General features: G+C 76.5%; 8 protein-coding genes. 4 read left to right on the top strand and 4 right to left on the bottom strand.

Translation table 11 applies throughout. The features are described 5' to 3' along the window. On the top strand, window positions 1-1084 hold a 1084-nt coding region (locus ACYVKY_RS21865; RefSeq protein WP_460437098.1), incomplete at its 5' end, for a sensor histidine kinase. Continuing rightward, the gene (locus tag ACYVKY_RS21860; RefSeq protein WP_460437097.1) at window positions 1081-1707 is read left to right on the top strand and encodes a transcriptional regulator; all 627 of its coding nucleotides are present in this window, start codon (window positions 1081-1083) and stop codon (window positions 1705-1707) included. The genes ACYVKY_RS21865 and ACYVKY_RS21860, both read left to right, overlap by 4 nt. A gap of 13 nt (window positions 1708-1720) precedes the next feature. Here the strand turns inward: ACYVKY_RS21860 and ACYVKY_RS21855 are convergent, their stop codons facing one another. From ACYVKY_RS21855 to ACYVKY_RS21840, 4 genes are all read right to left on the bottom strand, one after another. Further along, entirely contained in the window at window positions 1721-2221 is a 501-nt protein-coding gene (locus ACYVKY_RS21855; RefSeq protein ID WP_460437096.1) for a hemerythrin domain-containing protein, read from the bottom strand. A gap of 123 nt (window positions 2222-2344) precedes the next feature. Then, window positions 2345-3439 carry a pyridoxal phosphate-dependent aminotransferase gene (locus ACYVKY_RS21850; protein ID WP_460437095.1) on the bottom strand — a complete coding sequence of 365 codons (1095 nt, stop codon included), beginning with the start codon at window positions 3437-3439 and terminating at the stop codon, window positions 2345-2347. A 33-nt stretch (window positions 3440-3472) separates the two neighbouring features. After that, on the bottom strand, window positions 3473-6100 hold the full coding sequence (locus ACYVKY_RS21845) for an FtsX-like permease family protein (protein WP_460437094.1): 2628 nt from the start codon (window positions 6098-6100) through the stop codon (window positions 3473-3475). After that, the gene (locus tag ACYVKY_RS21840) at window positions 6100-6903 is read right to left on the bottom strand and encodes an ABC transporter ATP-binding protein (protein ID WP_460437093.1); all 804 of its coding nucleotides are present in this window, start codon (window positions 6901-6903) and stop codon (window positions 6100-6102) included. The genes ACYVKY_RS21845 and ACYVKY_RS21840 overlap by 1 nt, the downstream gene beginning before the upstream one ends. Window positions 6904-7065: 162 nt before the next feature. On the opposite strand from ACYVKY_RS21840, the gene ACYVKY_RS21835 reads away from it, so the two are divergent. Beyond that, entirely contained in the window at window positions 7066-7464 is a 399-nt protein-coding gene (locus ACYVKY_RS21835; protein ID WP_460437092.1) for a phage holin family protein, read from the top strand. Window positions 7465-7494: 30 nt separating this feature from the next. Then, on the top strand, window positions 7495-7648 hold a 154-nt coding region (locus tag ACYVKY_RS21830), incomplete at its 3' end, for a 3-hydroxyacyl-CoA dehydrogenase NAD-binding domain-containing protein (protein ID WP_460437099.1).

Below are 7648 nucleotides of genomic sequence, written 5' to 3'. Positions count from 1 at the left end.
GGGGCGCGCGGCCGTGCTCGCGGCGACGGCGGCGGCCGCGCTCGCCGTCGCGCTGGTGCTGCTCGGCCCGCGGGCGTCCGGCTGGCTGGTCTTCCGCGGACGCGGGGACGCGGCGTACGCGGTCCGCGAGCTCGGGGCGCGCCTGGACGCCGAGCCCGACCCGGCGGCCGTGCCCGCGACGTTCCTGCGGTGCGTGGTCGACACCGCCTACCTCGACGGCGCGCGGCTGCGCGGTCCCGGCATCCTCGACGTCGTGCACGGTGCCGACCCGCGCACCCGCGACGACGCCGTCACCGTGCTCGTGACCTACCTCGGCGGCTGGCTCGCCGACCTCGTCGTCGCGCCGCGGCGGGGCGAGACCGCGCTGACCGCCCGCGACCAGCAGGTGGTGGCGCGGCTGGCGGTGCACGCGGCCCCCGCCCTGCACGGCGCCGTGGTGATGGCCGACCTGGTGGTGGCCCGCTCCGAGCTCGTGCGGGCGCACGAGGAGGAGCGGCGGCGGCTGCGGCACGACCTGCACGACGACGTGGGTCCGGCGCTGAGCGGGCTCGCGCTGTCGGCCGCGGCGCTGGCCCGGCGGGCGGCGGACGTCGACCCGGCGCTGCACGCCCTCGGCACCGAGCTGGTCGACGACATCCAGGGCACCGTGGAACGCACCCGCGCCCTGGCCCGCGGGCTGCGCCCGGCGGTGCTCGACGACCTCGGGCTGGCCGCCGCCGTCCGCGACCGGGTGCGCGGCCTCGGCGGCGACGACCTGACCGTGCAGGTCGACGCCCCGGACGCGCTGCCGCTGCCGGCGGCGGTCGACCTGGCGGCGCTGCGGATCGTGCAGGAGGCGGTGACCAACGTGCACCGGCACGCCGGCGCGCGCGCCTGCGTGGTCGCGCTGCGCGTCGACGGCGGTGCGCTGCACGTGGTGGTCGACGACGACGGCAGCGGCCTGCCCGAGCCGCTGCGTCCCGGCGTCGGGCTGGCCTCGATCCGCGACCGGGCGGCCGAGCTCGGCGGCGGTGTGCGGCTGGGGCGTTCGGACCTCGGCGGGACGCGGCTCGCCGTCCGGCTGCCGGTGGGGGTGGCCACGTGAGCCGGGTGCTGGTCGTCGACGACCACCCGGTGTTCCGCAAGGGCATGGTCGCGCTGCTGCGGGCCAGCGGGTACGACGTCGTCGCCGAGGCCGCGACCGGCACCGAGGCCGTGGCCGCGGCGCTGCGCGAGGGGCCCGACGTCGTCCTGATGGACCTCGCGATGCCCGAGCTCGGCGGGCTGCGCGCGACCGAGCAGGTGGTGGCGGCGCTGCCGGGCTGCCGGGTGCTCGTCGTGACGCTCTTCGACGACGACGCCTCCGTCGCCGCGGCGCTGCGGGCCGGTGCCGCCGGCTACGTCGTCAAGCAGGCGCCGCCGGACGAGATCCTCGCCGCCGTCGCCGCGGTCGAGCGCGGGGCGCAGTGGCTCGGCAGCGGCGTGCCGCGTCCCGGGGCGCAGCGGGCCGACGTCCCGGCGACGAGCCTGCCCGGCGGGCTCACTCGGCGCGAGGCGCGGGTCGCCGACCTGCTCGCGAAGGGGCTGTCGAACCCGGTGATCGCGCAGCGACTCGGCATCTCGGCCAAGACCGTCGCGAACAACGTCTCGAGCGTGCTGCTCAAGCTCGGCGCGAGCGACCGGGCCGACGCCGTCCGGATCGTGCGCGAACGGCTCGACCGCGGCTGAGAGACCTTCGCCCTCAGGCGATCACGGCGTCGACGACCTTCTTCAGCGCCGACGGCTGCGCGGGGCTCTTTGGGGCGCTCGGCCGCAGCTCCTGCATGCGGGCGCCGATGTCGCGCAGCTGCGTGCGGCTCAGACCGGCCCGCACCTTCGGGAACCAGTCCTGCTCCTCCTCCTCGATGTGGTGCGTGACGTTCTCGATCAGCACCGTCATCTTGGCGTCGAAGCGCTCGGCGTCGGGATCCATGGCGGCGAGCTCCATCACGAGCACGTCGGCCACGTGGTGCTCCTCGTACGACTCCAGGACGTCGTCCTCGAGCTCGGGGAGCAGGGTGCGCACCTCGGGGTACATCACCTCGTTCTCGAGGTAGGTGTGCACGGTCAGCTCCTCGATGATCTTCGTCGCGAGCCTCCCCTTGGTGACCGTGGCGTCCGCGCCGGCCTTGCCGAAGTCGCGGAACAGGGCGCGGATGCGCTTGTGGTCGTCCTTGAGCACGACGATGGCGTCGGTCGACACGGGTGGGCCTCCTGGAGGCGGTGGGGGGTGGCCGCGGCGGCGCGGCCGGGCCCTCCCCACAGTGCTGCCCCGGCGCCGGTACCGCGCGCCCAACCGCCGTGCCCTACCTCACCCGGCGAGCGCTCAGCCGAGGGAGCGGTACTCCCCGCACACCTCGATCAGGCGGTCGTTGGCCTCGGGCTCGGCGATGGTGCAGCGCACGCCGTCACCGTCGAAGGGGCGCACCGACAGCCCCACCGCCGCGCAGCGGGCCGCGAAGGCGAGCGCGGACCCGCCGAGCGGCAGCCAGACGAAGTTGGCCTGGCTGTCCGGCACGTCCCAGCCCTGGCCGCGCAGCGCTTCGAGCACCCGGGTGCGCTCGGCGACGAGCGCCTCGACCCGCTCGAGCAGCTCGTCCTCGGCGGCGAGCGAGGCGACCGCGGCGTCCTGGGCCATCGCCGAGACGCCGAACGGCACAGCGGTCTTGCGCAGCGCGTCGGCGACCGCGGGGTGCGCCACGGCGTACCCGACGCGCAGGCCGGCGAGCCCGTAGGCCTTGGAGAACGTGCGCAGCACGGCGACGTTCGGGCGGGTGCGCCAGACCTGCATCGCGTCCGGCACCTTGGGGTCGCGGACGAACTCGCGGTACGCCTCGTCGATCACCACGAGCACGTCGGACGGGACGCGGTCGAGGAACGCCTCGAGCTCCTCGCCGTCGACGGCCGGGCCGGTCGGGTTGTTCGGCGTGCAGACCAGCACCAGGCGGGTGCGCTCGGTGATCGCGTCGGCCATGGCGACCAGGTCGTGCCCGCCGTCGGGACGGTTCGGGACGGGGACCGCGGTGGCGCCGCTGACGCCGACGACGATCGGGTAGGCCTCGAACGAGCGCCAGGCGTACACGACCTCGTCGCCCTCGCCGGCCACGGACTGCACGATCTGGCCGAGGACGCCGACGCTGCCGGTGCCGGTGGCGACGCAGTCCGACGGGACGCCGGTGTAGCGGGCGATCGCCGCGACCAGCTCGGAGCAGGCCATGTCGGGGTAGCGGTTCATCTGCTCGGCCGAGCGGCGCACGACCTCGAGCACCGACGGCAGCGGCGGGTACGGGTTCTCGTTCGAGCTGATCTTGTACGAGGTGACGCCCTCGACCGGGGCGGGCGGGCGTCCGGGCTTGTAGCCGGGGACGGCGTCGAGCGCGGTGCGGATCCGCGGGCCGGGGGCGGGGGTGTCGGTCGCCATGCGCCACACCCTAGGACTCCCCGGCCCGCGGCCTCACTCCGCGAGCGCCGCCACGGGGGCCGCCCGGGCCGCGCGCCGCGCGGGCAGCACGGATGCGAGCAGCCCGGCGAGCACCGCCCCGACGACGACCAGCCCGAGCCGGTCCCACGGCAGGTCGGGCGTCACGTCGCCGCCCGCGACCGCCGCGAGCACCGAGGTGGCCCCGAGCCAGCCGTACACGCCGCCGAGCACGAGCCCGAGCACCGTGCCGGCGCCGGCGAGCAGCACGCCCTCGGCGGCGAGGGTGCCGCGCAGCTGGCGGCGGGTCAGCCCGAGCGCCCGCAGCAGCGCCGACTCGCGCGTCCGCTCGACCACCGAGAGGCTGAGCGTGTTCGCGACGCCGACCACGGCGATGACCACCGCCACGGCGAGCAGCCCGGTGAGCACGGCGAGCAGGGTGTCGACGACCTGCTGGAAGCTCGCCCGCTCGGCGGCGGCCCCCTCGACCCGCACCGACCCGGCGGCGGTCTCGCTCACGACGTCGCGCAGCCGGTCGACCGCGGCCACGGCCTCGGCCGGGTCGCCCTGCGCCAGCGCGTCGTCGAGGTCGAGCCACAGCCCGGTGACCGGCGCCCGGGGGTCGAGCCGCTCCAGGTCGGCGGTGGTGAGCACCAGCGCCCGGCCGCCGATCGGCGAGACCGCCGCCGTCAGCTCGAGCGTCGTGCCGTCGTCGGCCGCCAGGACGAGCGCCCCGCCGTCCTCGACACCGGTCTCGGCGGCGAAGTCGCCGGGCACCACCGCGATGCCGTCGGTGAGCGCGCCGAGCGCGCCCTCGGTCTCGGCGACCGCCTGGCCCTCGTCCGGGTCGACGCCGCGCACCAGCACCGACAGGTCGGGGGCGGCGAAGGTCGCGCCCTTCTCGAGGGCGGCGCGGGTGCCGCGCAGCACGGCGCTGCCCGCCACGTCGTCCGCGCCGGTGAGCGCCTGCACCAGGGCGTCGTCGAGCTCGGGCTCGGTGGCGGCGCCGTAGTCGGCGCGGTCGGACCCGCCCACCGCGACGTCGACCGGCCACTGCCCGTCGAAGACCCGCAGCAGGCTGGCCTGGGTGGTGGCCGCGCCGACCGCGACCGTCGACACCAGCGTCACGCCGATGAGCAGCGCGGCGGCGGTGCTCGTGGTGCGACGCGGGTTGCGGACGCCGTTCGCGCCCGCGAGCGCGACCGCGGCACCGGCGTCGCCGGGGGCCAGGCGGGCCAGCAGGCGGCCGCTGCCGCCGACGACCCGCGGCACCGCCAGCACCGCGCCGACCAGGACGCCGACGAAGGTCAGCCCGGCGCCACCGGCCGCCACGAGCGGCCCGTAGAGGTCGCCGTCCGAGCCGAGCCGCACGCCGAGCGCGAGCAGCAGCCCGCCGACCACGACGAAGCCGGCGGTGAGACCGACCCGCACCCACGAGGTGCGGTGGCGCAGGTCCGGCCCGTCGGCCGGCCGCAGCGCGGCGAGCGGGGCGACCCGGGTGGCCGCCCGGGCCGGTGCGAGCGCCGCCCCGACCGTCACCAGGACGCCGGCGAGCACCGGCACGAGCACCGCGAGCACCCCCGGGACGACCACGGTCGGCAGGTCGAGCTGCGGCTGCGCCGAGGCGACGAGCCGGGCCGCGACGTTGGCGACCGCCGTGCCGACCACCACGCCGACGAGGGAGGCCAGCAGGCCGAGCACAGCGGCCTGGCCGAGCACCTCGCGCCGCACCTGCCCGCGGGTGGCGCCGACGCACCGCAGCAGCGCGAGCTGGCGGGTGCGCTGGGCCACGAGCACGGCGAACGTGTTGGTGATGACGAAGCCCGCGACGAACAGCGCGAGCGCCGCGAACCCGAGAGCGGTCATCGTCAGCACGTCGACGCCGTCGAGGAGCGACGCCAGGGCCGCCTCGGCCTCCTCGTCGGCGGTGCGGACCAGCTGGTCCGGCAGCTCGGACGCCAGGCGGTCGCGCAGCGCGACGGGGTCGGCGCCCTCGTCGGCGACCACGAGGAGCCGCTCGGGACCGCCGTCGGAGCCCTGCACGGCGTCCCACGCGGCGAGCGTGCCGGACGTCACCAGGCCGGAGCCGCTGGCCCCGAGCGTCGAGGCGAGCCCGCCGGGCAGGATCCCCACCACCTGCAGCGGCAGCTCCTGCTCGACCGGGAAGCCGGACTCGTCGACCTCGTCGGCGGCGTACAGCTCGACCGCGACCTCGTCGCCCACGGACGTGCGCAGCCGCTCCGCGACCGCCTCGTTCAGCGCGATCTCGCCCTCGGCGGCCGGCAGCCGGCCCTCGAGCGGCTCGGGCGTGCGCAGCCCGGGCAGGTCGGGCAGGTCGCTCACGACGGGGACGTCGGTGCGGGCCCCGTTGACCAGGGAGGCGTAGGTCGTCGCGGTGGCCGCGACCTCCTGCACGCCGTCGACGGCGGCGGCCCGCTCGGCGGTCGCGGCGTCCAGCGGCAGCCACTCGCCCTGCGGGTCGGGCACCACGACGAGGTCGGCGCCGGCCAGGTCGGTGGTGACGCTCGCGTACGCCGTCCGCTCGACGACGTCACCGGCCATCAGCACGGCCGCGGCGAACCCCGTCCCGAGGACGATGGCGACGCCGGCGGACAGCAACCGGCCCGAGTCCGCGCGCAGCCGCGCGCGGGAGGAGGCGGTCATCATCGGGCGGCACCCGCGGGCGCACCGAGCAGGGCGGCCGACGTGGCGGCCACGACCTGCTCGGCCGTCGGCGACTCCAGCTCGCCGGCGACGACGCCGTCGGCCATCAGCAGCACGCGGTCGGCGTACGAGGCCGCGACCGGGTCGTGCGTGACCATCACGACCGTCTCGCCGAACTCGCGGACGCGCGTGCGCAGCAGGCCGAGCACCTCGGCCCCCGCGTGCGAGTCGAGGTTGCCGGTGGGCTCGTCGGCGACCACCACGTCGGGACGGGTGACCAGGGCGCGCGCGATGGCCACGCGCTGCTGCTGGCCGCCGGACATCTCCGAGGGCCGGTGGCCCATCCGGTCGGCGATGCCGAGGGTCTCGGCCAGGTGGGCGAGGGTGCCGTCGGTGCGCGGGTCGGAACCGTCGGCGCGGCGGCTGCGGCGACCCGCCAGGTCGAGCGGCAGCAGGACGTTCTGCTCCGCGGTGAGCATCGGCAGCAGGTTGAAGGACTGGAAGACGAAGCCGATCCGGCGGCGGCGCAGCAGCGTCAGGTCGTGGTCGGACAGGGCGGTCAGCTCGGTGTCGCCCAGGAAGACCGAGCCGGACGTCACGGTGTCGAGCCCCGCCAGGCAGTGCAGCAGCGTCGACTTGCCGGAGCCCGACGGGCCCATCACGGCGGTGAACGCGCCGCGGGCGAGCGCCACGTCGACGCCCCGCAGGGCGGTGACGGCGGCCTCGCCGCGTCCGTAGGTCTTGGTGAGGCCGCGCGCCGACAGGGCGGCGGTGCGGTCGGGCGCAGGCGCGGTGGAGGTCATGGTGACGAGCCTCGCGGTCCGGGACGTCCTGCCGCCTCCGCCGTGGGTCTCGACCGCTCCCCCGCAGGTGCCGACCTTCGTCGGGGGTGGGGACGGCCGTGCGTCGCGGAACGCCGGGGCCCGCCCGCCCGTTCCCCCTGCGAGGACTGGGAGGGTGGGGCGATGAGGTCGTTCGCGGTCAAGGTGGTGGTCAACGCCGTCGCGATCTGGGTCGCGACGCTGGTGGTGCCGGGGCTCGACCTCGGGGGCGCGGCCACCGAGGGCGTCGGCCAGCAGGTGCTGACCTTCCTGCTGCTCGGCCTGGTGTTCGGGCTGCTGAACGCCGTGGTCAAGCCGATCGTCACGTTCTTCACGTTGCCGCTCTACGTGCTGACGCTGGGCCTGTTCAGCTTCGTCGTGAACGCGCTCATGCTGCAGGCCACCTCGTGGATCAGCGAGCAGACGCCGCTCACCTTCCACGTCGACGACTTCTTCTGGTCGGCGGTGCTGGGCGCCGTCGTCGTCACCTTCGTCAGCCTCGTGCTGAACCTGGTGCTCCCGGACGGCCGCAAGGACGACTGACCGCTCCCGCGGTCGGGCTACTGTCTGGGCGTGAGCGAGACCACGGGCGACGTGCTGGCCGACGCGGACCTGCAGGTCGGCGTCGTCGGCGCGGGGACGATGGGCGCCGGCATCGCCGAGGTCGCGGCCCGCGCGGGCCACCGGGTGCTGGTGCTCGACGCCGCGCCGGGCGCCACCCCGACCG

The organism is Angustibacter speluncae (assembly GCF_054777815.1).
Note: the sequence above shows the minus strand (reverse complement) of the source record. Positions and strands in the feature narration are given on the sequence as shown.

Bases quoted from the DNA above. Each gene is read 5' to 3' on its own strand.
- ACYVKY_RS21835 (WP_460437092.1), top strand. From the start codon at position 7,066: ATGAGGTCGTTCGCGGTCAAGGTGGTGGTCAACGCCGTCGCGATCTGG.
- ACYVKY_RS21850 (WP_460437095.1), bottom strand. From the start codon at position 3,439: ATGGCGACCGACACCCCCGCCCCCGGCCCGCGGATCCGCACCGCGCTC.
- ACYVKY_RS21845 (WP_460437094.1), bottom strand. From the start codon at position 6,100: ATGACCGCCTCCTCCCGCGCGCGGCTGCGCGCGGACTCGGGCCGGTTG.
- ACYVKY_RS21840 (WP_460437093.1), bottom strand. From the start codon at position 6,903: ATGACCTCCACCGCGCCTGCGCCCGACCGCACCGCCGCCCTGTCGGCG.